This is a genomic window from Jeotgalibacillus salarius, assembly GCF_004405125.1.
Classification (GTDB): domain Bacteria; phylum Bacillota; class Bacilli; order Bacillales; family Jeotgalibacillaceae; genus Jeotgalibacillus; species Jeotgalibacillus salarius.
Genome location: NZ_SORX01000013.1, coordinates 24719 through 47470 on the forward strand (window position 1 = coordinate 24719; position 22752 = coordinate 47470).

The 22752-nt window shown below is 44.3% G+C and carries 21 protein-coding genes and 2 tRNA genes; 21 read left to right on the top strand and 2 right to left on the bottom strand.

Going from position 1 to position 22752, the window contains the following annotated elements:
* Positions 1 to 5: 5 nt before the first annotated feature.
* The 14 genes from E2626_RS15675 (at position 6) to E2626_RS15740 (ending at position 12461) form a co-directional block, all read left to right on the top strand.
* Positions 6 to 680 carry a 50S ribosomal protein L25/general stress protein Ctc gene (locus E2626_RS15675; protein ID WP_134382865.1) on the top strand — a complete coding sequence of 225 codons (675 nt, stop codon included), beginning with the start codon at positions 6 to 8 and terminating at the stop codon, positions 678 to 680.
* 147 nt (positions 681 to 827) lie between these two features.
* On the top strand, positions 828 to 1391 hold the full coding sequence (gene pth / locus E2626_RS15680) for an aminoacyl-tRNA hydrolase (protein ID WP_134382867.1): 564 nt from the start codon (positions 828 to 830) through the stop codon (positions 1389 to 1391).
* A gap of 189 nt (positions 1392 to 1580) precedes the next feature.
* The gene (gene fin / locus E2626_RS15685; protein WP_134382869.1) at positions 1581 to 1808 is read left to right on the top strand and encodes an anti-sigma-F factor Fin; all 228 of its coding nucleotides are present in this window, start codon (positions 1581 to 1583) and stop codon (positions 1806 to 1808) included.
* Positions 1809 to 1864: 56 nt separating this feature from the next.
* Entirely contained in the window at positions 1865 to 5410 is a 3546-nt protein-coding gene (mfd, locus tag E2626_RS15690) for a transcription-repair coupling factor (RefSeq protein ID WP_244094357.1), read from the top strand.
* Between the two features lie 109 nt (positions 5411 to 5519).
* The gene (spoVT, locus tag E2626_RS15695) at positions 5520 to 6056 is read left to right on the top strand and encodes a stage V sporulation protein T (RefSeq protein WP_134382871.1); all 537 of its coding nucleotides are present in this window, start codon (positions 5520 to 5522) and stop codon (positions 6054 to 6056) included.
* A gap of 376 nt (positions 6057 to 6432) precedes the next feature.
* The gene (locus E2626_RS15700; RefSeq protein ID WP_134382873.1) at positions 6433 to 8007 is read left to right on the top strand and encodes a putative polysaccharide biosynthesis protein; all 1575 of its coding nucleotides are present in this window, start codon (positions 6433 to 6435) and stop codon (positions 8005 to 8007) included.
* Positions 8001 to 9461, top strand: coding sequence for a bifunctional methyltransferase/pyrophosphohydrolase YabN (gene yabN / locus E2626_RS15705; protein ID WP_134382875.1), 1461 nt, complete (start codon positions 8001 to 8003; stop codon positions 9459 to 9461). Before E2626_RS15700 ends, yabN begins: the two co-directional genes overlap by 7 nt.
* 14 nt (positions 9462 to 9475) lie before the next feature.
* Positions 9476 to 9736: an RNA-binding S4 domain-containing protein gene (locus E2626_RS15710; protein ID WP_134382877.1), complete on the top strand. Its 261-nt coding sequence runs from the start codon at positions 9476 to 9478 to the stop codon at positions 9734 to 9736.
* Positions 9737 to 9793: 57 nt separating this feature from the next.
* Entirely contained in the window at positions 9794 to 10075 is a 282-nt protein-coding gene (yabP, locus tag E2626_RS15715; protein ID WP_244094358.1) for a sporulation protein YabP, read from the top strand.
* Positions 10072 to 10572, top strand: coding sequence for a spore cortex biosynthesis protein YabQ (gene yabQ / locus E2626_RS15720; protein WP_134382880.1), 501 nt, complete (start codon positions 10072 to 10074; stop codon positions 10570 to 10572). Before yabP ends, yabQ begins: the two co-directional genes overlap by 4 nt.
* A gap of 51 nt (positions 10573 to 10623) precedes the next feature.
* Positions 10624 to 11031, top strand: a complete 408-nt coding sequence (locus E2626_RS15725) for an FtsB family cell division protein (RefSeq protein WP_134382882.1) — start codon at positions 10624 to 10626, stop codon at positions 11029 to 11031.
* Between the two features lie 122 nt (positions 11032 to 11153).
* Positions 11154 to 11597 carry a S1 domain-containing RNA-binding protein gene (locus E2626_RS15730; RefSeq protein ID WP_134382883.1) on the top strand — a complete coding sequence of 148 codons (444 nt, stop codon included), beginning with the start codon at positions 11154 to 11156 and terminating at the stop codon, positions 11595 to 11597.
* Between the two features lie 171 nt (positions 11598 to 11768).
* A complete protein-coding gene (locus E2626_RS15735; RefSeq protein ID WP_134382884.1) occupies positions 11769 to 12227 on the top strand; it encodes a DinB family protein in 459 nt (152 codons plus the stop codon).
* Positions 12228 to 12461 (top strand): hypothetical protein, encoded by a 234-nt coding sequence (locus tag E2626_RS15740; RefSeq protein ID WP_134382886.1) that lies wholly within the window; start codon positions 12228 to 12230, stop codon positions 12459 to 12461.
* Positions 12462 to 12792: 331 nt separating this feature from the next.
* Here E2626_RS15740 and E2626_RS15745 read toward each other — a convergent pair.
* Both E2626_RS15745 and E2626_RS15750 read right to left on the bottom strand, forming a co-directional pair.
* Positions 12793 to 12864 (bottom strand) — tRNA-Glu (locus E2626_RS15745).
* Between the two features lie 5 nt (positions 12865 to 12869).
* A tRNA-Met gene (locus tag E2626_RS15750) sits at positions 12870 to 12946 on the bottom strand.
* Between the two features lie 193 nt (positions 12947 to 13139).
* On the opposite strand from E2626_RS15750, the gene spoIIE reads away from it, so the two are divergent.
* From spoIIE to E2626_RS15785, 7 genes are all read left to right on the top strand, one after another.
* Positions 13140 to 15548, top strand: coding sequence for a stage II sporulation protein E (gene spoIIE, locus E2626_RS15755; RefSeq protein ID WP_166786854.1), 2409 nt, complete (start codon positions 13140 to 13142; stop codon positions 15546 to 15548).
* A gap of 63 nt (positions 15549 to 15611) precedes the next feature.
* The gene (tilS, locus tag E2626_RS15760) at positions 15612 to 16976 is read left to right on the top strand and encodes a tRNA lysidine(34) synthetase TilS (protein ID WP_134382889.1); all 1365 of its coding nucleotides are present in this window, start codon (positions 15612 to 15614) and stop codon (positions 16974 to 16976) included.
* Positions 16977 to 16999: 23 nt separating this feature from the next.
* Positions 17000 to 17548, top strand: coding sequence for a hypoxanthine phosphoribosyltransferase (hpt, locus tag E2626_RS15765; protein WP_134382891.1), 549 nt, complete (start codon positions 17000 to 17002; stop codon positions 17546 to 17548).
* Positions 17549 to 17656: 108 nt separating this feature from the next.
* Complete coding sequence (gene ftsH, locus E2626_RS15770; RefSeq protein ID WP_134382893.1) at positions 17657 to 19678, top strand: ATP-dependent zinc metalloprotease FtsH; 2022 nt, start codon at positions 17657 to 17659, stop codon at positions 19676 to 19678.
* Positions 19679 to 20165: 487 nt separating this feature from the next.
* Positions 20166 to 20933: a type III pantothenate kinase gene (locus E2626_RS15775; protein WP_134382895.1), complete on the top strand. Its 768-nt coding sequence runs from the start codon at positions 20166 to 20168 to the stop codon at positions 20931 to 20933.
* Between the two features lie 18 nt (positions 20934 to 20951).
* Positions 20952 to 21830 carry an Hsp33 family molecular chaperone HslO gene (hslO, locus tag E2626_RS15780; RefSeq protein ID WP_134382897.1) on the top strand — a complete coding sequence of 293 codons (879 nt, stop codon included), beginning with the start codon at positions 20952 to 20954 and terminating at the stop codon, positions 21828 to 21830.
* A 3-nt stretch (positions 21831 to 21833) separates the two neighbouring features.
* On the top strand, positions 21834 to 22742 hold the full coding sequence (locus E2626_RS15785) for a peptidylprolyl isomerase (protein ID WP_134382899.1): 909 nt from the start codon (positions 21834 to 21836) through the stop codon (positions 22740 to 22742).
* The last annotated feature ends 10 nt before the right edge of the window (positions 22743 to 22752 follow it).

Below are 22752 nucleotides of genomic sequence, written 5' to 3' on the forward strand. Positions count from 1 at the left end.
TAATGATGAGTGCAGTATTAAAAGTAACGAAAAGAGATAGTTTTAAAAATTCGGATTTAACCGAGCTTCGCAATGCAGGTAAATTACCTGCCGTAGTATACGGTTATAAAGTAGAAAACACAGCGATTTCGGTAGATGAGATTGCTCTTGTAAAAACAATCCGTGAAGTAGGACGTAACGGAATTATCGAACTTGATATCGAAGGAAACAAGCAGAAAGTAGTCCTGAGTGACTATCAGAGCGACTTCCTTAAAGATGAAATCATTCATGCTGATTTTCTTGCAGTCAATATGTCTGAAGAACTTACAGTAGATGTAGCGGTACACCTTATAGGTGAAGCTGAAGGTTCGAAAGAAGGCGGAGTTGTACAAACAGTCCTTCATGAGCTTTCAATTTCTGCAAAACCAAACGACATTCCTGAATCATTTGAAGTGGACGTGACAGATCTTGCAATCGGCGAATCTTTCAACATTGAAGATCTCCGTAGCAAGTATGATGTAACCATTAACCACGAAGATGAAGAAACAATTGTTTCAGTTCTTGCTCCTCGTACTGAAGAAGAGATTGAAGAACTGGAAGAAGAAGTTGGTGCAGGAGAAGCTGGTGCTGATGACGCTGGAAGCGAAGAAAGCACAGAAGATACAGATGGCGAATCTGAATCAGCTGAAGAAAAAGCATAATTTAACTCATCCAGTAAATGAGTATTTCTTATAAGCCGTGAAAAGCGCAACCTTTCTTGTGGAGGTTGCGCTTCTTATCGTTTAAAATAAAATAGTGATAGCCGCATGGTGAGAAAAAATGTTTGAACAGATACAGAGGTGTAAATAATGAAATGTATGATCGGTCTCGGTAATCCGGGAAAACCTTATGATAAAACAAAACATAATATCGGTTTTGAGGTCATTGATGCACTCGCTGAACGCTGGAATGCGCCGCTTATGCAGAGTAAGTTCAATGGAGTATTCAGTAAAACAGTGATCAATGGTGAGAAAGTAATCCTGTTAAAGCCCCTTACGTATATGAATTTGTCCGGTGAAAGCATCAGACCGCTTATGGATTATTTTCAAATCGATCCTGAGGATATCGTCGTCATTTACGATGACCTTGACCTTCCAATGGGCAAAATGCGTCTGCGTCAAAAAGGCAGCGCTGGTGGACATAATGGGATTAAAAGCACGATTGCCCACCTGGGTACGCAGGAATTCAACAGAATACGTATTGGAATTGATCGACCGCCCCGCGGAATGAAGGTTCCGGACTATGTCCTGAGCCGTTTTTCAAAAGAGGAGTGGGCAGAAATGGAACAGGTTGTCACTAAAAGTGCTGATGCCTGTGAACGTTTTTTAGAAAAATCATTTTTAGAAGTAATGAATGAATTTAACGGTGCTTAACCGAGCCATCCGGTTAAGGAAGAGGGTGGAACGTTCCTGAACAGCTGATGATTGAAGCGTAAGGCAAGGACTTCTGCGTTCACCTGATGCCGAAAATCACCAGCCAACTTTAACGGAGCAAAATGAATATCTTCACACGTTTCGGCTTATACTAGATTATCAGGTGAGACGTGAAGGGAGATGACAGAATTGGCTGTTCATTATCATTGCCGCCACTGCAGAAGTGAGATCGGCACGATTGATACGCCGCTGATGGATGCAGAACGACTCGGACTGCATACCCTTTCAGCAGAGGAGCGTCGAAACATGATATCCTATACAGAAGGACATGTTCACATCCAGACGATCTGTGAGGATTGCCAGGAGTCCCTAGAACGGAATCCGGATTTTCATGAACTGGATCAATTTATACAGTAAAAGCTTTGGATGCTTATCCAAGGCATTTTTCTGTTTACATCCGGGAGGAGAACAACTTGAAAACGTTAGTAGACGGTTTAATACACGACCAGCAAGTCAGGTCAGTGATAGATGATTTAGATAAAGAGCGAGGTGAGCAGCTGCTATCCGGGCTCTCGGGCTCTGCAAGAAGCACGTTTATGGCAGCTGTATACGAAAAACAAAAGCGTCCGATGATGATCGTGACGCCTAATTTACTGAGTGCACAGAAATTGTACGATGATCTTGCTCAATCAATCTCTGAAGAAGCACTTTATATGTACCCGGCAAACGAACTGATCGCGGCAGAAATGAGTATCGCAAGTCCGGAGCTTCTCTCTCAGCGCCTTGAAGCGATGAATCATCTGGCTGCGGACGGGCGCGGTGTTTATATCGTGCCAATGGCGGGTCTGAGAAAAATTGTGCCGCCAAAAGAGCAGTGGGTAAATCATCAGTTCACGCTGACAATTGGCAACGATATAGATGTGGATGACACGTTATCTGCTTTAATAAAAATGGGGTACCAGCGCGCGGACATGGTCAGCAGTCCGGGCGAATTCAGCATGCGCGGAGGAATTCTTGATATTTATCCGCTGACTTCAGATCCCGTCAGAATTGAGCTTTTTGATACAGAGGTTGACTCAATCCGTACATTTTCGGCAGAAGACCAGCGTTCAATTGAGACACTGCAGGAAGTGGGAATCGGCCCTGCTAGCGAATTAATTATGGAAGCACCAATGCTTGAAAAAATTGCAATTGAATTGAAAGAGCGTCTGAAAGTCAGCCTGAAAAAAGTGAAGAGTAAAGCAGTGAAGGAAACAATGGCGGAGCAGACGGAGTATGATATTCATCTGCTGGAAAATGGACGCAAACCGGATCAGCTATTTAAATATCAATCTCTTGCGTATTCAAAAGCTGCCAGTCTGATTGATTACCTGCCGGAAGACGGGCTTGTGATGTTCGATGAAATCAGTCGTATTTTTGAAATGGATGAAACGCTTGAGAACGAAGAGATGGACTGGATTGTATCGCTGCTTGAAGAAGGAAAAATGCTGCACGATATTCAAGTATCCCACAAACTGTCTGAATTGATGGATGAAAATCGTCAAAAGATTTATTTCTCGCTATTCACAAGAAAAATTGCGCATATGAATCCAAAGAAGGTTCATTCATTTTCCTGTAAGCCGATGCAGAGCTTCCATGGTCAGATGCATTTACTAAAAGCAGAGATTGATAGATGGAAAAAAGGTAAATATACAGTAGTATTGCTTGCTCCGGATGGGCAGCGTCTCGACAAGTTTGAAAGAGTGCTGGCTGATTATGATATCGATGCTGTCATTGTGAAAGATGGGGACGCCCTCGTTCCGAATGCAGTGCAGATTGTCAACGGTTCACTTCAGTCAGGATTTGAGCTGCCGATGATCAAACTCGCTGTGATGACGGAAGAAGAGCTGTTCCGACAGAAAACGAGGAAGAAAAAACGCCGTCAAAAACTTTCGAATGCTGAGCGTATTAAGAGCTATTCGGAATTAAAAGTTGGTGATTTTGTTGTACACGTTAATCACGGAATAGGTAAATACCTTGGGATAGAGACGCTTGAGATTAATGGCCTTCATAAAGATTATTTAAACATTCACTATAAAGGAAACGATCAGCTTTATGTGCCGGTTGATCAGATTGACCTCGTGCAGAAGTATGTTGGATCTGAGGGTAAAGAACCGAAGCTGTACAAGTTAGGCGGATCTGAATGGAAACGTGTTAAATCAAAAGTACAGTCTACAGTTGCAGATATTGCTGATGATTTAATTAAGCTGTATTCAGAGCGTGAGACAGCTAAAGGCTATGGATTCAGTGAAGATACAGCGGAGCAAAGAGACTTCGAATCAGCTTTTCCTTATTCAGAAACAGAAGATCAGCTGCGCTCAATCGAGGAAATCAAAAAAGATATGGAGCGGGACCGCCCGATGGACCGTCTTCTCTGTGGGGATGTTGGTTACGGTAAAACAGAAGTCGCGATACGTGCTGCATTTAAAGCAGTGATGGACGGAAAACAGGTTGCCATTCTGGTGCCTACAACCATTTTGGCCCAGCAGCATTATGAAACGATGATTGAACGGATGCAGGAGTTTCCTGTCAATGTCGGACTGATGAGCCGCTTCAGAACAAAAAAACAGCAGGAAGAAACGATGAAAGGGCTGGCAGCCGGAACTGTTGATATCGTAGTCGGTACGCACCGTCTGCTTTCAAAACAAATTAAATATCGTGATATCGGTCTGCTCATTATTGACGAAGAGCAGCGTTTTGGGGTTACGCATAAAGAGAAAATTAAGCAGCTGAAAACGAATATTGATGTGTTAACGCTGACAGCTACCCCAATTCCACGTACGCTTCATATGTCGATGCTTGGAGTCAGAGACTTATCAGTGATTGAAACACCGCCGGAAAACCGTTTTCCGGTTCAGACTTATGTGATGGAGTATAATGGCGGATTAATCCGGGAAGCGATTGAACGTGAAATGGCACGGAGCGGACAGGTTTATTTCCTGTATAACCGCGTGGAGGATATTACGAAAAAAGCTGATGAAATTGCTTCACTTGTACCGGATGCGCGCGTTGCGGTTGCGCATGGACAAATGACAGAAACAGAACTGGAAGCAGTTATTTTTCAATTCCTTGAAGGTGAATTTGATGTGCTCGTAACGACAACGATTATTGAGACAGGCGTTGATATCCCGAATGTGAACACGCTTGTTGTATTTGATGCTGACCGGATGGGGTTATCACAGCTGTATCAGCTGAGAGGACGCGTTGGACGGTCGAACAGGGTCGCTTATGCATATTTCACGTACCGTAAAGATAAGGTGCTTACTGAAGTGGCTGAACAGCGTCTGCAGTCGATTAAAGAGTTCACAGAGCTCGGCTCAGGCTTTAAAATCGCTATGCGTGATCTGAGTATTCGCGGAGCGGGAAATCTGTTAGGTGCCCAGCAGCACGGCTTTATCGACTCTGTTGGTTTTGATCTTTATTCCCAGATGCTGAAAGAAGCCATTGAAGAACGCAAAGATCTCCTGCCTGGCGATCATGCTTCAGAAAACCGTGAAAAACAGCAGGCGGTTGAAATTGACCTGGATATAAAACAGGATGCTTATATACCTGAAACTTATATTCCTGACGGTCATCAGAAAATTGAAATGTACAAGAAGTTCCGGGGAGTTAAAACGATTGATGAAGTAATTGAGTTAAAAGATGAAATGATCGACCGTTTTGGGGATTATCCTGATGAGGTTCATAACCTGTTCCAGGTTGCCGAAATCAAAGCCTATGGTTATGAAGTAGGGCTTGAAGCGATTCATCAGACAAATGACGAAGTGAAGATAGAGTTGAGTGAAGACGGCACCCAGAGAGTGGACGGTGCAAAAGCATTTGACATTACAAACGAATATAAGCGCAACGTCGGTCTCGGCTTTGAAAACAATCGCTTAAGAATCACATTCAAAATAAGGGGTCAAAAACCTGAATCATGGTTTTCGATGATTCATCACGTGCTTTCACGACTTCCGGAAACATTGAAAGAATCTGCTTAAGGACACTAACTTTTACAATGCTGACAAAAATTTTTTTATAAATCGTATAAATCTGCGGATTTGCTCGATACTACCTTTAACAGCAGCTGTAAAAGAAGGAGAGAGTCCGATGAAAGCAACTGGTATTGTAAGGCGGATTGATGATCTGGGACGAGTTGTGATCCCGAAGGAAATCAGACGCACTTTAAGGATCCGTGAAGGAGATCCTCTTGAAATTTTTGTTGACCGTGATGGTGAAATCATTTTGAAGAAATATTCACCAATTCATGAACTCGGCAATTTTGCAAAAGAATACGCAGAATCATTGTATGACAGCCTGCATCATCCTGTATTGATTTGTGATCGAGATCACTTTATCGCAATAGCAGGTGCATCAAAAAAAGAATTTTTAAATCGTCGTATCAGCTCTCATACTGAAGAGATCATGGATGCGAGAAAAACGATGATGAGAGAAGAGTCATTTTCAATGGAGCTTGTGGAGCACAATGAAGAAAATTTTGCTTCTTTGGCGGCTTCTCCTATTATTGCTTCAGGAGATCCAATTGGTGCAGTTCTTATATTCTCAAAAGATCATGCGCTGACAGAAGTTGACCTGAAAGTGTGCGAAACAGCAGCTCGTTTTTTAGGGAGGCAAATGGAAACTTAACCATGTCCGGTTCGCCGGATATGGCTTTTTTATTGATGGGTTTTTAAGGCGGCTTCTGGTGTGGTAATGCCGTTGTGAAGTGGAGCGTGCTCGTGGCTGAAAATATATGATACACTTCCGGCCATTATTGGATGACATCCGTGATTAATTGGATCTTCTCAGGTTTCGAGATGCGGATGCGAATCACCTGGCTGAACAAATGCATCATCCATCAAGATAATTGGCCCGTCTCTGCCTGTAATTGAACGCCGCCCCTGGGGAATCCGGACATTAACCTCAAATCCTCCGCGTATGTGACCTAAAAAGACATTCGAGTCCCATTTTGGTATAATAAGTATTCAGTGAAAGTGATCGAAATGAAAGAGAGGACAGCCGAATGTCGCAGGCTTCTCAGTCAATGATGAAAGGCGCAGCGATTTTGACATTCGCTGCGCTGTTTTCAAAAATACTAAGCGCGCTTTACAGGGTGCCTTTTCAAAACCTGACAGGGGACACAGGATTTTATATTTATCAGCAGGTTTATCCATTTTATGGGCTGTTTATTGCTCTTTGTACATATGCTTTTCCAGTTATGATATCAAGTATTTTAATTGAACGTGAAGCTGAACGTGAAAGAGTGTTGAAGCTGCTTACACTGTTCCTGACAGCAGTAGGCCTTGCGTGGTTTATCGCGTTATATGCCGGTGCGGGATTGATTGCTGACTTTATGGGGGACCCCCGTTTAGTGCCTTTAATAGAGCTGTCGGCTTGGCCATTTCTGCTGCTGCCGGTGTTATCGGCGGGAAAAGGATGGTTTCAGTCCCACGGCAACATGATTCCGTCAGCGACTGCTCAAGCCGTTGAACAGACAATCAGAGTGATTGTGATTCTTGGTGCAGCGTTCATGCTGACCGGTGCGGGTGCATCTTTATACACAGTTGGAGAAGGTGCTGTACTTGGCTCAATCGCGGGTGTGGCAGCCGGTGTGCTGCTGTTGATTTTCTTTGCACGTAAGCAATTTCATGGAAATAAAGAACGTTTTACCTTTAAAAAAGGGGATTCTTCACTTTTTAGAGCATTAATTGTCAGAGGTACAGCAATTGCGATGGTCAGTATGCTGCTGGTACTTTATCAGCTCATAGATGCTTTGAACGTCTATTCCCTTTTAACAGGTTATACAGGTGACGCTGAAGAAGCGAAGCAATTAAAAGGAATATATGACAGAGGACAGCCGCTTGTGCAAATGGGCGTAGTAGCCGCTACTTCACTTTCTCTGGCAATCGTTCCAGTCATCGCAGCTGATTACGAAAAAAACAGGCTGGCGCAGATGAAAAAAAAAGCGGCGCTAGCTTTAAAGGTAGGGCTGGTGTTTGGTGCGGCTGCATCTATTGGCTTGATCAGTATCATGAACCCGCTCAATACATTTTTATTTCAAAACGATGATGGCTCAGCAGTATTGTCTATTTTTGCAGTCGCAGTATTCCTGACTTCAGTGGTTGTAACGATCAATGCTGTGCTGCAGGGGACAGGAAGCTATCATACTGCCGCCTGGACAGCCGCCGCGAGTCTGTTGCTGAAATATATACTGAATCTCTTCCTGGTCCCGGTTTGGGGAACCGGGGGAGCAGCCGCTGCAACGGTTCTGTCACTGACAGCCGTAACAGCAGTGCTGACCGTTAAATTATATAAAAAAATCGGACTGCAGTTAAGAAAGTCCTTTTATATCAGGCTGTCAGCGGGTCTAGCAATCATGACAGCGGGCGTTACTTTGCTGTTGATGATATGGACGCCTGAAACCCGGATCTCTTCAGGTGCTGCTGCAACTGTTGCATCTATATTAGGTGCGTGGCTGTTTTTTGCAGTCAGCTGGTCACGGAACCTGTTCACAAAAGAAGAAATGGATCAGATTCCGCTTGGCCGGAAGATTGACCGTTTATTTGGAAAAAGAATAGAGAGGGGCAGATCATCTTGAATAACATTACAATCATCGGTCTTGGTGCAGGAGATCTTAATCAACTGCCACTTGGCATTTATAAAAAACTGACATCAGCAGAAAAATTGTTTGTGCGCACTGCTGAGCACCCTGTACTTGCTGAACTTTCAGCTGAAGGTGTGACGTATGAGTCATTTGATCACGTCTATGAAGCGCATGACCGCTTTGAAGATGTATACCTTGCCATTACAGAAAAACTGGTTCAGCTTGCTGCAAATGAGCCTGTGATTTATGCCGTTCCCGGTCATCCACTCGTAGCAGAACAAACGGTCCAGCATCTGCTTGCACTCGGAAAGAAAGGTAAAATCACAGTGACAATTGAAGGCGGGCAAAGCTTTCTTGACCCGCTTTTTACAGCTGCAGGTTTTGATCCGGTCGACGGCTTTCAGCTGCTTGATGGAACTGCACTGCAAAGTGAATCGATTAAGCCGGAACAGCATGTGATCATCGGACAGGTTTATGACGGTTTTACAGCTTCTGATGTAAAGCTTGAACTGATGAATAAGTATCCGGATGATCATATTGTAAAGGTAATTACAGCAGCTGGTTCATCAGCTGAAGATATTCGGGAAGTGGCACTGTATGAGCTGGATCACGGGATGACACTTTCAAATTTGACGAGTGTGTATGTTCCTCCCCTTGAGAAAGAAGCAGATTTCTACGGTGAGTTTTCAAAACTGAAAGAGATCATTTCGACTTTAAGAAGTCCTGTAGGCTGTCCATGGGATCGTGAACAGACACACGAATCACTAAAGCGTTATCTGATTGAAGAAACGTATGAATTTCTAGAGGCCGTTGACCGCGGTGATGTTGATGAGATGATTGATGAGCTTGGCGATGTTCTGCTGCAGGTCATGCTTCATGCACAGATCGGTGAAGATGACGGCTATTTTAATATCAAAGATGTCATCGCCGGCATTTCTGAAAAAATGGTCAGACGTCACCCGCACGTATTTGCAGATGCTGAAGCCGAAACAGCCGAAGATGTGACAGAGCGCTGGCAGCAGATCAAGGAAGAGGAAAAGGGGCGTCCCGTTTCAAGCTTACTTGAAAATGCCGGTATCGGACTTCCTGCGCTTATACAGGCCTATGAAATACAAAAGAAAGCTGCAAAAGCAGGGTTCGACTGGGATGATCATTCAGATGCATGGGATAAGTTTGAAGAAGAGTGGCAGGAGTTTCAGGAAGAAGTGGCAAACGGTAACAGGAAGGCCAGCCTTCAGGAGTTTGGCGATGTTCTGTTTGCGCTTGTGAATGTCTCAAGATTCCACGGTATTTTCCCGGAAGAAGCATTAACGATGGCGAACCAGAAATTTATCAGCCGTTTTCAATTTGTCGAAGACAGGGTAAATGAATCAGGAAAGCCATTTAAAGCATTCAGTTTAGGCGAACTTGACGAATTTTGGAAACAGGCAAAAAACCAGGGACTGTAAAGGGGATCGATTATATGCGTTTAGATAAATTTTTAAAGGTTTCACGCTTAATTAAAAGAAGAACACTTGCAAAAGAGGTTGCGGATCAGGGACGAATCAAGATTAACGGCAACCCGGCAAAAGCAAGTGCAACTGTGAAAGAAGGCGACGAGCTGATCATTCGCTTTGGGCAGCGCGTTGTCACACTGTCAGTGGACCGTCTGATGGAAACAACAAAAAAGGAAGAAGCGGGCACGATGTATACAATTATAAAAGAAGAACGTGTTAACGAATAATCAATGAATCCCCGGCATAAAATGAGCTAAGGTTTTAATTCAATGCGGGGTGAAGACATGCCAATCGAACAAAAACGTCAGGAACACGAAATTCGTATGATCGGGCGGCTTGAGCTGTCCGTAACAGGCGTAAAGCAGCTTGAGAGCTTTGATCAGGAGGAATTTTTGATTGAAACAGTGGAAGGGATGCTTTCGATTAAGGGAAGCGGACTGAAACTGGTTAACCTGGACCTGGATAAAGGCCTTGTTTCTTTAAAAGGAAAAGTGGATGATGTTCTCTATCTGGATAGTATCGGTCAGGAATCTTCAAAAGGGCTGCTTGGAAAATTGTTTAGATGATTGTAGAAGAGCAGCTTCGGATCTTTCTGTATATGATGGCTGCAGGGTTTTTAATCGGATTTTGTGTAACATTTTATGAGCGTTTTATTACGAGAGGAAAAAAGGGCTTGTGGCGCTTCTTCCCGGACTTACTTTTCTGGCTTGGACAGGCGCTGTTTGTTTTTCTGGTTCTATTTCAGCTAAATGGAGCTGACCTGCGATTTTACATGTGTGTAGCACTTGTGATTGGCTTCGTGATTTATTGGAAAGTAGCAAGGGGCACTATTATCAGGATATTGAACTGGTTGTCCTGGCTTCTCGTTACAATGATCAAGATTCTCTTTCTCCCTTTCAAGTGGTTGTGGACTGCTGTGGCACTTATTCTCTATGCAATCTGGCAGCTGTTGTCTTTCATAAGTAGGCCTTTTCACCCCATTTCACTGTTTCTTCAAAAAAAATGGTCAATTCTTGCGAAAAAGATAAAAACGTGGCTTAATCTGTTATATAATAGGGAATAATTAACGGATCTTGCAATCACATGTTGATCAGAAGGAGGTAGCAGCTGTTTTATGGGAAAGCCGCGCAGGAAAGTGACATCATTAGAAAATCAATATACTGCTGACCACGTAAGAAGTGAACATAATCGTCAGTCACACAAGAAAAGACTTGCCAGGCGTCTGACTGCTTTTTTTATTATGGCAGCCGTAGTCAGCGGCGTGCTCATCTCTTCAATGGTGACGCAGGCCAGTGTGCTGGAAGGCAAACAGAATGAAAAAGCGCAGCTTGAAGAGACAATTGTCGAATTACAGGATCAGGAAGACAATTTGAGAAATGAGATTGTCAAGCTGAATGACGATGAGTACATAGCGAAGCTTGCGCGTAAAGATTATTTTCTTTCGGAAAGCGGAGAGATTATTTTCACCATTCCTGAAGATCAGCCTGGAGCTGAAAAGAGTCAGAGCGACCCAACGGAATAGTGTTTTGTGTTAAAATAAAATTGACAGATTGAGTGTCGCGATGTTGACACTCTTTTTTCTATTTGGCTATAATGGGAAGTAAGGTCTATTTTTTATTTATTCTAAGGAGGATCATTTTTTTTATGTCAATCGAAGTAGGCAGCAAAGTAAAGGGTAAAGTGACTGGTATCACTAATTTTGGGGCGTTTGTTGAATTGCCGGGCGGTTCAACAGGGCTGGTACACATCAGTGAAGTTGCGGATAATTATGTCAAGGATATCAATGACCATCTGACAGTTGGGGACGAAGTTGAGGTTAAAATCCTGAACGTAGAGAGCGATGGCAAGATTGGTCTGTCAATTCGTAAAGCGAAGGATCAGCCACAGCAAAGCCAAAGCCGCCCTAGACCAAATCGCAGCAACGATCAACGTGGAGGACGCGGAGGCAGTGCGCCAAGTGGACCGCCACGCGGAGAGAATTTTGAACAAAAGATGGCTCGTTTCCTCAAAGATAGTGAAGACCGTCTAACTTCTCTTAAGCGAAACACAGAATCAAAACGCGGAGGACGCGGAGCGAAAAAAGGTTAATAGCTGCCGAAAGTTGTTTTATAGAAGGCATCAATTACAGTGATCATACGATAGATAGAGTACCGGTGTGCAAATGAGCATACCGGTTTTTTTATACATATGGATGTAAAAAAGAGGAATGAAGCCGTGAACGTCGAAATAATTAATATAATCATTGAGGAGGAATAGGAAATGACGATAGATGAATGGCTTGACGAGCACAACCAGCAGTATTTTTCCTGGCTTGAACGCTTAAGGAAAATGAATGAAGAGAATTTCTTCCAGCCAATTGCTGATCAGAAGTGGTCTCCCGCAGCAATTGTCATGCATATGGCCGCATGGGATCATTACACGCTTGATGACCGGATCCCGCAGATTAATGAAGGTGCGAGACTAGAAAAATTTCCGGATTTTCAGCAGTTTAATGAGCAGGCGTGGAAAAAAGCGGACAGTGGATTCAGTCAAAATGAAATTATGGATGAAGCCAGGAATGAGCGGGAACTTTTAATGGAGACGGTTCGTACAATGGATAAGGACAAACTGCATGCTAAGTTTTCAATAGGCAATGACACGATGACAACGGAAGAGTACATTACCGGTTTTGCCGGGCATGATCGTCATCATATGAAGCAGATAGGAGGTGCAGAATAAATGGATCTTATTGGGTTGGTCTCAGTTGTGATGGTGTTTTCAATTCCTCTGACAGCGATTCTTACAAGTCATTTTCGAAAACAGAATAAGTCCAGGCATGAAATCATCGACAAACAGCTGGAGCTTGAGAAGATGAAGCATGAGAATTATATGCTTGAAACAGAAAAACTCCGTCTGGAGCTTGATTTACGACAGGGGATCAGTGTGCCTGAAGAGCATAAGCGATTGATTTGAGGCACAAAAAAAGACAGCGTGGAGGTGACTTCGCGCTGTTTTTTGTTGTTAAGTATTAGCTGGGGTTCTGTGCGGGGATATTCGGGTCGTTTGCTGTAGTTTTTCGGTCATTGTTTTATCATTTAAGGTCGCTTTCGATATTCGGTCATTTTATCCGGTCGTTTCCGTAAGGTTTCGGGCCACATTCGCAAAATTCCCGGTCGTTTCTAACTCGTTACGGGTCACTTTTCACAGGTCGTTATTCGTCTTTGGCAGCAAAGCAAAAAAACGCCCGTTCAACTCCGCGACTTACGTCTGTCGGAGCTGAACAAGCGCCTTCCACTTTTCTATATGACCCGTACGGGATTCGAACCCGTGTTACCGCCGTGAAAGGGCGGTGTCTTAACCGCTTGACCAACGGGCCTAATATGGTGGCGGCAGAGGGGATCGAACCCCCGACCTCACGGGTATGAACCGTACGCTCTAGCCAGCTGAGCTACGCCGCCATTTATGAAGCACAAGTTATATAATACATAGCGCGCCATCAAGTGTCAATATTTTTTTCGTAAATTTATATTTGTTGATTAAGCAGGAATCCGTCGAACGTTTTTTATTGTTCCGAGCGTTATTTTGACAAACTCCTTCGTTCTGTTCTTTTTATAATTAGCCCAATAAGAAATGAAGGAGTGGACCTGCAAGATGGCAAATGTGCATGAAGCAAACTTCGAACTGACAAACGCGCTCTCTCTTAACAGAACACGGAGAAAAGAAGGTAAAAAACTGCACGTCATGAAATGGATTTATGAAAAAGGAATTTTTCATTTATTGGCAGGGCTTATGCTGGGTCGCGCAATTGTTATGGTGCAGTTTATGCCATTTGCTTTGCCGTTTTTCGCTGCAGTCATGATCATGCAGCGTCAGAAAGCACCTCACACATTTGCCGGATTAACTGCGGGTGCAGCTGCGCTTGGCTTACTGCCTGCTTTGTATACAGCCTCTATCTTACTTGTGTACTATATTAGTTTTGGTTTGCTTAGAAAATACGCGAATAATCAATTTATAGCAGCCGGGCTGGCAGCTTTGGTGACGGGTGTTGTGAAAACCTGTTATGTCTGGGCACTGAGGCCGCTCGATTGGATGGAAGGTTTCTACATATTATCAGAGGCTGCGATGACCGGGATATTGCTGCTGATTTTTCTGCAGAGCTTCCTCGTACTGACGAAAGGGAGGAGAAGTGCATATACACATGAAGAGCTGGTGGCACTCTCTGTCCTGGCTGCATCTATTGCACTTGGTTTAACGGGGTTAATGGCAGGAGATCTGTTCGTAAGCCATATTGCCGCGCGCTATCTTGTGCTGGCCGCTGCGTTATCGGCTGGAGCACTTGTTGGATCTACTGCGGGTGTGGTGATCGGGCTCATATTCTGCCTGGCTTCTTTCGCATTTATTCCTGAAGTAGCACTGTTAGCGGTAACAGGGCTGCTTGGAGGCTTGTTAAAGTCGGGCGGGCGTATAGGGGCAGTCATTGGATTAATGCTGGCGACAATTTTAACCGGATTAATGATGGAGAATGCACTGCGTCTTGAATTTTCATTATATGAATCAGCAATCGCAGCATTACTGTTATTTATCACGCCTGCAGGATGGGTCCGGGCATTAGCTCGTCATATTCCAGGTTCTGAAGAGTATGCAGAAGAACAGCAGCACTATGCGAAAAGCGTGCGGGATGTTACGGCGGAAAAGGTTGAACATTTTTCGGTGATGTTCAAAAAGCTTTCTGACAGTTTTTCAGACGTAGAGCCTGGTGCAGAAAACGCAGGCGCCGCTGATGAGATGATTGGATGCGTCACTCAGCAGACGTGTGATCAATGCTTCAGGAAAGAATTCTGCTGGTCTGAGCATTTTGACCGTACATATGAATGGATGACGGTATTAGCTGAAAGAGGTGAGCCTGAGTCGGGGTGGAAATCATACTGCGTGAAGTCAGAAATAATGGAAAAAGAATTCGAACAGTTTCATCAGGATAAAGCAGTCAATCAGCTGATGCAGCAGCATATGAAAGACGGAAACCGGTTTGTGGCAAGACAGCTTTCAGGACTGGCTGATGTGATGAGTGAATTTGCAAATGAGCTGCAGCGTGAAACGCAGCAAAATGGTGAGCAGGAAGAAAAAATACTTGAAGAACTGCAGGAATACGGTGTGCGTGCTGATCAGATCGACATTCACTGTCTCGAATCGGGGAGAGTAGACCTTGATGTGCTGCTCCCATTTCAGGAAAAGCATGGAGAATGCGACAAGCTGATTGCACCGATGCTGTCCTCCATTTTGCAGGAAACGGTCATTGTGCATCAAAAAGGAGATCTCCCGCCACCATACTACGGAACGACGGCTACCTTCCGTTCAGCGAAAGCCTTTCAGGTAACAGCCGGCATTGCCCATGCGGCGTATGCAGGGGGGCTGGTATCTGGTGACAGCTATACAGCTACTCCAATTCATGAAGGGAAGTTTGCTGCCGCGATTTGTGATGGGATGGGTAACGGTCAGAAAGCACGTGAAGAAAGTGAAGAGACGATCGGCCTGCTGGAAGAAATGCTGAAAGCCGGGATAGAAGAAGAGCTTGCAATCAAGTCTGTTAATTCAATTTTAACGGTGAAAAGAACGAGCGATATGTATTCTACAGTAGATTTAGCGATGATCGATCTGCAAAATGCCAGGGCGAGGTTTTTAAAAGTAGGCGCAGTGCCAAGCTATGTGAAACGCGGGAAACAGATACAAATGATAGAAGCTGCCAATCTGCCATTAGGATTCTTTCATGAAATGGAGATGGATATATTAGAACATCAATTAAAATCAGGAGATATGTTATTTATGCTGAGTGACGGGTTAATTGACGGTCTCCGATCAATTGAAAATCCTGAACGCTGGATGAGGCGACAGATCGCGGAGCTTGTGACCACAGATCCACAGGAAGCGGCTGATTTGCTTGTGGAATCGGCAGTCCGGGCTGCGGGAGGATCGATAGATGATGACATGACAGTCGTTGCAGTAAAAATCGATCACCAGGTGCCAAAGTGGGCTGCGATCCCTCTAAAAAGGTCAGTGGGCTAAGAGTTGCATGACCCTTTCTATCTTGCTGTATACTAATGAAAAAAGAGCGGAAAGGGTATCGTGATGAATGATTTTGACTTAAGGGTGCTGAAAAATTGCGAAAAACATAAGATGGTTTCAAAAGGGGATAAAGTGCTGATTGGGGTATCGGGGGGCCCTGATTCAATGGCACTTCTTCACTTCTTCAGTGAAAGCCCGCTGCAGTTAAACGTGGAAGCTGTGCACGTGGACCATGGACTCAGGGAAAGTTCAGCTGCAGATGCAACATATGTAGAGGCGTATTGCCGAACTCACCATATTCCTTTTCATCTTCTGCATGCGGATGTCAAAGGGAAAATAGAAGAAACAGGAAAAGGGGTACAGGAAGCAGCGCGCGAAGTCCGCTATGCTTATTTCGATCAGTTGATGAAGGAAACCGGTGCTGCAGTGATGATGATCGGCCAGCATGCGGATGATCAGGTGGAGACAATTTTATTCCGCCTGATGAGGGGTACGTCTATACGCGGGGCAGCCGGTATTCAGCCGGTCAGGTCTTTAGCGCACGGAAAGGTTGCGAGACCATTTTTAGCTGTAACAAAAAATGAAATCGAACAATATTGTGAACAGCACGACCTGAAACCGCGCAGAGATCCGACAAATGAAAGCGATACTTATACAAGAAATAGATTGAGAAGACATGTGATTCCGTTATTGAAAAAAGAAAACCCGCAGATCCATGAAGCGTTCGAACGCTTTTCTGAAGAGCTTAGTGAAGATAATGAATGGCTTGAAAAACAGGCCGAAAACGCGCTTGAAGATGTATGTGTATTAAAATCCCGGGAGCTTTTTCATTTGTCAGTAGAAAAATTCCGGTCTTATGGTCTTCCTTTACAAAGAAGAATGATTCAACTAATATTGAATTATCTGTATGCAAAAGTACCCACTTCTTTATCTTCTGCGCATACGCGCGCGATACTGGACTTGCTGAAACAAGCTCATCCGTCTGGAGATATTCACCTGCCTGAATTCATGACAGTAACCCGTTCTTATGGAAACGGTTATTTTCATTTTCAGCGTGAAACTGAAACTGATCCTTACTGTTATTTAATCGATCAGGAGCAGTTAATCGATCTTCCTTCAGGAGAGAAGCTTGAAATGCGGGCTGGTGAAATCGTGCCGGATAAGCCGTACCGTGATCTTTATTATGTATCTGAGTCATTCATGCCACTGACGGTTAGAAGCCGCAGGGATGGAGATAAGATGCGGCTGCCTGATGGCAAAGGGTCAAAGAAGATAAAAGATGTTTTTATAGAAAAGAAGGTACCCGTGCGATTGCGACATCAGTACCCTGTTGTAACAGCTGCTGATGGAAGGGTGCTTTGGCTTCCGGGGCTGCGTAAAGCGCCGTCCGATGGAAAATCTGCTGCATATACGTTAATTTACTATTAGGATCTTCTAGGAGGACATTGTTCGTGTTAAATAAAGACATCGAGAAAGTATTGTATACCGAAGAACAGCTTCAGGAAAAAATTAAGGAACTTGGCTCAGAGTTAACTGCTGAGTACCAGGATAAATATCCACTTGCAATTGGCGTATTAAAAGGTGCGATGCCATTTATGGCTGACCTGATCAAGCGTATGGATGTATATCTTGAGATGGATTTCATGGATGTTTCAAGTTATGGAAACTCAACTGTTTCTTCCGGAGAAGTAAAAATCGTAAAGGACCTTAACACGAAAGTAGAAGGCCGCGATATTCTGATTCTTGAAGATATCATTGACAGCGGACTAACACTCAACTACCTGGTTGACCTGTTCAAGTACCGCAAAGCAAAATCAATCAAAATTGTTACGCTGCTTGATAAGCCGACTGGAAGAGTTGCAAATATCAAGGCAGATTATGTTGGATTCATTGTACCGGATGAGTTTGTTGTAGGATATGGACTTGACTATGCGGAACGTTATCGAAACCTCCCATACATCGGTGTACTGAAGCCTGAAATTTATACAGATTCTGAGTAAAAAAGAGTATGAGATAGAGCAGGCTGTGAGCAGGCTTATTGGTTGTCATGCTTTATTTTACTGTGATAGTATTGATATTAGTTTTCTGACCGTGGGAGGAGGTAAGGGATGAACCGTATATTTCGTAATACAATATTTTATTTAATCATTTTCCTCGTGATTATTGGTATAATTGGCCTATTTAATAATGGCAATGAGCCAAATGAGGAACTCACATATGGTGAATTTTTAAATGCGCTTAATAGTGGGGAAGTGACGGAGATAGAGATTCAGCCGGACAGAAGCGTATATAACGTGCGCGGACAGCTGGAAGGATATGAAGAAGCTGAATATTTCCTTACAAACATTCCATTTGAAAGTTCAGCACTTGAAACAATTGATGAAGTGGCAGCAGCGAATAATACTGAAGTGAATGTATTGAAAGCCCCTGAAACAAGCGGCTGGGTAACATTCCTGACAACGATTATTCCGTTTGTCATCATCTTCATCCTATTCTTCTTCTTGCTTAACCAGGCTCAGGGCGGCGGCGGAGGCCGTGTCATGAACTTCGGTAAGAGTAAGGCAAAGCTTTATACTGAAGAAAAGAAAAAAGTGCGCTTCAAAGATGTTGCAGGGGCTGACGAAGAGAAGCAGGAACTTGTCGAAGTTGTTGACTTCCTGAAGGATCCCCGCAAATTTACTGAAGTCGGAGCACGTATTCCTAAAGGGATTTTGCTTGTCGGGCCTCCGGGTACTGGTAAAACACTGCTTGCTCGTGCAGCAGCAGGTGAAGCAGGCGTACCGTTCTTCTCGATTTCCGGTTCAGACTTCGTTGAGATGTTTGTCGGTGTCGGGGCATCACGTGTACGTGACCTGTTTGAAAATGCGAAGAAAAACGCACCATGTATCATCTTCATTGATGAGATTGATGCGGTTGGTCGTCAGCGTGGCGCCGGTCTTGGTGGCGGACACGATGAGCGTGAACAGACGTTGAACCAGCTACTGGTTGAAATGGATGGTTTCGGCGGCAATGAAGGTATCATTATGATTGCTGCGACAAACAGACCTGACATTCTGGATCCTGCATTACTGCGTCCAGGACGTTTCGACCGTCAGATTACAGTAGACCGTCCTGATGTAACAGGTCGTGAAGCTGTACTGAAAGTTCATGCAAGAAACAAACCGCTTGCGGATAATATCGACTTAAAAGCGATTGCTCAGCGTACACCTGGTTTCTCAGGAGCAGACCTTGAAAACCTGCTGAATGAAGCAGCCCTTGTTGCTGCGCGTCGCGATAAGAAGAAAATTGATATGGGTGACGTTGATGAAGCAACAGATCGCGTGATTGCAGGTCCTGCTAAGAAGAGCCGCGTAATCTCTAAAAAAGAGAGAAAAATCGTTGCCTTCCACGAAGCGGGTCATACAATTATCGGTGTGGTGCTTGATGAAGCCGATATGGTTCATAAAGTAACCATTGTTCCTCGTGGTCAGGCTGGCGGCTATGCTGTCATGCTTCCGAAAGAGGACCGTTACTTCATGACAAAGCCTGAATTGCTTGATAAGATCACAGGTCTCCTTGGAGGTCGTGTAGCAGAAGATATTATCTTTGGAGAAGTATCAACTGGTGCACACAATGACTTCCAGCGTGCGACGGGCATTGCGCGCCGCATGGTAACTGAGTTCGGTATGAGTGATAAGCTTGGACCACTTCAGTTTGGGCAGGCTCAAGGCCAGGTATTCCTGGGCCGTGACTTTAACAGCGAACAGAATTACTCTGATCAGATCGCTTACGATATTGATACAGAAATTCAGCGCATTATTAAAGAGTGTTATGCGAGAGCGAAGACGATCCTTACAGAGAACCGTGAAAAGCTTGAGCTCGTAGCTGAAACGCTTCTTGATATTGAAACACTCGATGCTGCGCAAATCAGACATCTTGTGGATCACGGAAAGCTGCCTGAGCGTGACTACGGTCATGATGAAGACAACGACCGTAAAGATATTACTGATGAAGCAAAAGAAGTTGAATCTGATGAGACGTCTGTGACGACTGATGAAGAGATCAACGCTGAAGAGAAATCTTCAGATGAACTGCTGAAGGAATCTAAAGAAGATACACCTTCTGAAGAAGATAAGCGTAATAAAGAATAAGAATCTGTATTAGCTTGCAGATTCTGGATCCGCGGTTCCTCGTAAATGGGGCCGCGGATTTTTTAACGGATGCGGCGTGGAATGGTCTGCAGCGTTAAAAACGGCTTTGGTGCCGGGTTTCATCAAATGCCGCTGGATTTCGGATCATTTTCCGGGGAATTGAGGTCACACACGACGAAACCCGGATCAGATTTTACTTGAGAGAGATTTTCTCCGGTCAAATTGGTGGATTTACGGGTTGGGTTTGAAAAAATCCGGATCACATCCGGATGTTTTCGGATCACATCTAGACGAGCGCCCTCCGCTTTTCGATTGTCCGGCTGCGGCAGGCAGGTCCTCGAGTCATAAGCCACCTTGAGAAATTGGGGAGGGTCACCTATTTCTCTCAAATTGTCTTATGCTTGTCGGACCCAAACACCTGCCTCCGCTTTTTAAAATGTGATAAAATGTGAGCAGTGTGTATTCTAATGAGGCGTGGTGAATAAAGATGTTATTTGTATTAGATGTTGGGAATACCAATACGGTTTTAGGGGTCTATGATGGAGAAGAACTGCGCTATCATTGGCGTGTTGAGACGAATCGTCATAAAACTGAAGATGAGTACGGTATGCTGGTCAAAAATTTGTTTGAACACGTCGGGCTGGCTTTTTCAGATTTCGACGGGATAATTATTTCTTCCGTTGTGCCGCCTGTCATGTTCCCGCTTGAACGTATGAGCCAAAAGTATTTTCATTTAAAACCGCTTGTTGTGGGACCTGGAATGAAGACGGGTTTAAATATAAAATACGATAACCCGAAAGAAGTCGGTGCTGACAGGATTGTGAATGCAGTTGCCGGTATTAAAGAGCATGGCGGATCACTGATTATCGTGGATTTTGGAACCGCTACAACTTACTGCTATATCAATCAGGACCGTCAATATATGGGCGGGGTTATTGCGCCTGGTATCGGCATTTCGACTGAAGCGCTGTATTCCAAAGCAGCCAAGCTTCCGAGAATTGAAATTGCCCGTCCTGAAACGGTTGTAGGAAAAAGTACGGTTTCTGCTATGCAGGCTGGTATTGTGTATGGTTACGTTGGACAGGTTGAAGGAATTGTGTCCCGTATGAAAAAGGAAGCGAACGAACCGGTTACCGTCATCGCGACAGGTGGTCTCGCTTCACTTATCGCTAAAGAATCAGATATTATAGACGTGGTTGATCCATTTTTGACGCTAAAAGGACTTCAGTTAATTTATAAACGCAATGCTGAGTAAGAAAGGAGATTTTTTAATATGAAAGATTATATGGTACGCGCACTCGCTTATAATGACCAGGTGCGTGCATATGCTGTAAATACGACTGCTGCTGTACAGGAAGCGCAAGACCGCCATTACACGTGGCCGACTGCTTCTGCAGCACTGGGTAGAGCAATGACTGCAGGTGTTATGATGGGCGCTATGCTGAAAGGTGATAACCAGTTGACTGTAAAGGTTGAAGGTAATGGTCCGCTGGGCATGATTTTAGTCGATAGTAATGCAAAGGGTGAAGTAAGAGGTTATGTGACAAACCCTCAGACCCACAAAGAATTGAATGAGCAGGGTAAGCTTGATGTGCGTGGTGTTGTCGGGACTGAAGGCACGTTAACCATTGTAAAAGACCTTGGTATGCGTGAAAACTTTACCGGCCAGGTCCCGCTTGTTTCAGGTGAACTTGGCGAAGACTTCACTTACTATTTTGCATCATCAGAACAGGTTCCATCTTCCGTAGGAGTTGGAGTGCTTGTAAATCCTGACAACTCAATTCTGGCGGCTGGCGGTTTCATCATTCAACTGATGCCTGGTGCTGATGACGATACTGTTCATGCAATTGAAAAACGCCTTGGCGCCATTCCGCCTGTCTCAAAAATGATTCAGGACGGCCTGTCTCCGGAACAGGTGCTTGATACGGTACTTGGAGATGGAAACGTACGTGTGCTTGATTCTCTGCCTGTATCTTTTGAGTGCAACTGTTCAAAAGAACGATTTGGAAATGCGATTACTGGTCTGGGTACAGAAGAAATACGTGCAATGATCGAAGAAGACGGTAAAGCGGAAGCGCAGTGTCACTTCTGTCGTGAAAAGTACAACTATACGAAAGAAGAATTAGAAGCGTTTTTAGAAGAGGCGAATTAAAAGATGGCAGAGGTTCGTAAAAGACGACTTAAAGCTAAGCCTCTTTTATATATCATTGGTTTCCTGATGGTGACGAATCTGATTTTTCTGATTGCCTGGATCACAAAAGACGGAGCCCCGCCCACTGCTGAAGCAGAGGTGGTGGCTCAGGTCGGTGATGAAGAAATCACCCGCCAGGAATGGCTGCATGCCATTGAAGTGCGCCATGGAAAAGAAGTACTTCAGCAGCTGGTTAATCAATCAGTGATGGAACAGTCAGGTGATAAATATGACGTAGCCGTTTCAGAAGAAGAACTGGAACAGGAATTATCAATGCTCCGTTCTGTACTAAACGTCTATGATCAGGCCTCTCTTCCAAATCAAGACGTGTTGAAAGAAGAATTAAAGACAGAGTTAATATTGGAAAAATTGATTACAACTGAAGCTGAACTTTCAGAAGATGATCTCCGAGCATACTACGAGGAGAACGAAGCGCTTTATTCTGTACCAGCCATGTATCGGCTTTCTCAAATCGTTGTACCGACACAAGACGAAGCGGCCAGAGCTTTAGAAGAGCTGGAAAACGGCTCCTCTTTTGAAGCGGTCGCGAGGGAGCGGTCAATTGATCCGGTCACAGCCAGTCAGGGAGGACAGCTCGGCTTTATCCCTGAAAATACAGATAACGTTGATGCTGCAATTCTGACTGCAGCTGAAAGTGTGTCGCCGGGTGAGTATTCAGAAGCATTTCAGACAGCAGAGGGCTATTCGATCTTATACCTTCACGAAACAGTGCCGGGTGTAGAGTTTGAATTTGAAGAGGTCCGCGGGAAAATTGAGCGTCAGCTGGCACTTGAAAGAATGAGTACGCCTGTGACCGCTGAATCTTTTTGGGATGAGTATTCAATTTCATGGTTTTACGGCCCGATGGAATAATCAAAATAGT

Bases quoted from the DNA above. Each gene is read 5' to 3' on its own strand.
- E2626_RS15675 (WP_134382865.1), top strand. From the start codon at position 6: ATGAGTGCAGTATTAAAAGTAACGAAAAGAGATAGTTTTAAAAATTCG.
- pth (WP_134382867.1), top strand. From the start codon at position 828: ATGAAATGTATGATCGGTCTCGGTAATCCGGGAAAACCTTATGATAAA.
- spoVT (WP_134382871.1), top strand. From the start codon at position 5,520: ATGAAAGCAACTGGTATTGTAAGGCGGATTGATGATCTGGGACGAGTT.
- E2626_RS15700 (WP_134382873.1), top strand. From the start codon at position 6,433: ATGTCGCAGGCTTCTCAGTCAATGATGAAAGGCGCAGCGATTTTGACA.
- E2626_RS15710 (WP_134382877.1), top strand. From the start codon at position 9,476: ATGCGTTTAGATAAATTTTTAAAGGTTTCACGCTTAATTAAAAGAAGA.
- yabP (WP_244094358.1), top strand. From the start codon at position 9,794: ATGCCAATCGAACAAAAACGTCAGGAACACGAAATTCGTATGATCGGG.
- yabQ (WP_134382880.1), top strand. From the start codon at position 10,072: ATGATTGTAGAAGAGCAGCTTCGGATCTTTCTGTATATGATGGCTGCA.
- E2626_RS15725 (WP_134382882.1), top strand. From the start codon at position 10,624: ATGGGAAAGCCGCGCAGGAAAGTGACATCATTAGAAAATCAATATACT.
- E2626_RS15730 (WP_134382883.1), top strand. From the start codon at position 11,154: ATGTCAATCGAAGTAGGCAGCAAAGTAAAGGGTAAAGTGACTGGTATC.
- E2626_RS15735 (WP_134382884.1), top strand. From the start codon at position 11,769: ATGACGATAGATGAATGGCTTGACGAGCACAACCAGCAGTATTTTTCC.
- E2626_RS15740 (WP_134382886.1), top strand. From the start codon at position 12,228: ATGGATCTTATTGGGTTGGTCTCAGTTGTGATGGTGTTTTCAATTCCT.
- spoIIE (WP_166786854.1), top strand. From the start codon at position 13,140: ATGGCAAATGTGCATGAAGCAAACTTCGAACTGACAAACGCGCTCTCT.
- tilS (WP_134382889.1), top strand. From the start codon at position 15,612: ATGAATGATTTTGACTTAAGGGTGCTGAAAAATTGCGAAAAACATAAG.
- ftsH (WP_134382893.1), top strand. From the start codon at position 17,657: ATGAACCGTATATTTCGTAATACAATATTTTATTTAATCATTTTCCTC.
- E2626_RS15775 (WP_134382895.1), top strand. From the start codon at position 20,166: ATGTTATTTGTATTAGATGTTGGGAATACCAATACGGTTTTAGGGGTC.
- hslO (WP_134382897.1), top strand. From the start codon at position 20,952: ATGAAAGATTATATGGTACGCGCACTCGCTTATAATGACCAGGTGCGT.
- E2626_RS15785 (WP_134382899.1), top strand. From the start codon at position 21,834: ATGGCAGAGGTTCGTAAAAGACGACTTAAAGCTAAGCCTCTTTTATAT.